The following is a 1,448-nucleotide window of genomic DNA, read 5'->3' on the forward strand; positions in this document are numbered from 1 at the left end:
AAAACAAGAAGGGAGAATTTATAATGACTTTGATAAAACAACAACCATTCAACCTTGCTGGACGCAAAGAACTTGGCAAATTGGAAATGTCAAAAGAAGTTGTAGTTACGCTAATTGGCATGGGGACTTTAGCTCTTTTTGCGTTTGGATTTTTTTTCACTGGGCTATATACACTATTTACGGGGAAAGCTGGCTTTAACTTTGATTTCACAAGCGGGACAATTCTTATCTCAGTAGTACTCTTCATTGGTACAATGATATTGCATGAACTCATCCATGGCGTATTTATGTCAAAATATGGTGGCAAGCCACGTTATGGTGCTGGCATTGCGTACATCCTCCCCTATTTCTATGCCACCACAAAAACTGCTTTTCTACGCAACCAGTTCATAGTGATCGCGATTGCGCCGCTGATAGTGATCTCCCTGGTTGGTATCGGTTTAATGGCTGCTTTACCATCGCTTGTGCAGTGGCTCTTCATACCGTTTGTAGTAAATGCTTCCGGAGCAGTGGGCGATTTATGGGTGATACGCAACGTACTGAGATATCCGAAACATGTATTGCTGGAAGATCAAAAAACTGGGCTGATAATTTATGGCAAAGAAACGGATAAACCCATGAATATCTCTACAACAGGATTTTGCTCAAGATTTTTCAAAGCATTCATACTCTGTTTTTTTGCAGTGGGGATTCTAATGGGTACAGCACCAATAGCTCTGGCTATTTTAGGAGTAGAATCTTTTACAATTGGACCCATGAATAGTCTTTACACGATTTTTGAATTTCAGGGTTCAAAGGAAGGTTTCGGTCTCACTTTACACCCCCTGCCAATATTAGCGATAAGCGTGCTTGCAGGGTTGGTTTACGCGATCATTATGGCAGGTAAGCCGAGAAATCGTGTTATGACGGGATAGTGATATCGGACCTTTGACCATAAAAAGGAAATCAAAGGAATAAAAATGGAGAATAAAGTAAAAGTGAAAACATTGGTAATCGGCGTAATGATAGCAGCAATCATTTTTGGAGGAGTTTACATTCTCATCCATGTCTGCCAAAAAGAGAGCGGAGTAAATATTGCGTATCATGTTGTTTGTACCCAGGGAGCAGCAGAGAACCTCACGGGAATGGAGAGCGTGAAAGTACACGGGACGGTCTATAACACTGGCGATAAAGAGGCGAAGAACGTAACGGTAAACGTGATTTTTACAGATACTGCACACAACAAAGTAGTCAGAAAAACGGTGATAGAAGGAAAAGATTTGCTTCCAAAGGGAGCAATGCGTGTAGAATTTGATACCGAGTATTTAAGAGAGCTGACCATACCAAAAACAGAAGTGGATGTAGAGATTCATGTAGATTGGGAGGGAAAGAAGAAATAATATGAAAGCAAAAATTGGCGAATTGTTCCTGGTATTGGGAACTGGTCTATTTGTTGTCGGAGCAATAGG

2 protein-coding genes are annotated in these 1,448 nt (G+C 40.9%); both read left to right on the forward strand.

The window, feature by feature from the left end; genetic code table 11:
* Positions 1–914: DUF3267 domain-containing protein (locus J7J01_10265; GenBank protein ID MCD6211241.1), on the forward strand; the 914-nt coding region annotated here is incomplete at its 5' end.
* Between the two features lie 45 nt (positions 915–959).
* Complete coding sequence (locus tag J7J01_10270) at positions 960–1,379, forward strand: hypothetical protein (GenBank protein MCD6211242.1); 420 nt, start codon at positions 960–962, stop codon at positions 1,377–1,379.
* Positions 1,380–1,448 lie beyond the last annotated feature (69 nt).

The organism is Methanophagales archaeon, from assembly GCA_021159465.1.
Taxonomy (GTDB): domain Archaea; phylum Halobacteriota; class Syntropharchaeia; order Alkanophagales; family Methanospirareceae; genus G60ANME1.

Excerpts from the sequence above, each read along its gene's own strand:
- J7J01_10270 (MCD6211242.1), top strand. The coding sequence starts at position 960 with ATGGAGAATAAAGTAAAAGTGAAAACATTGGTAATCGGCGTAATGATA.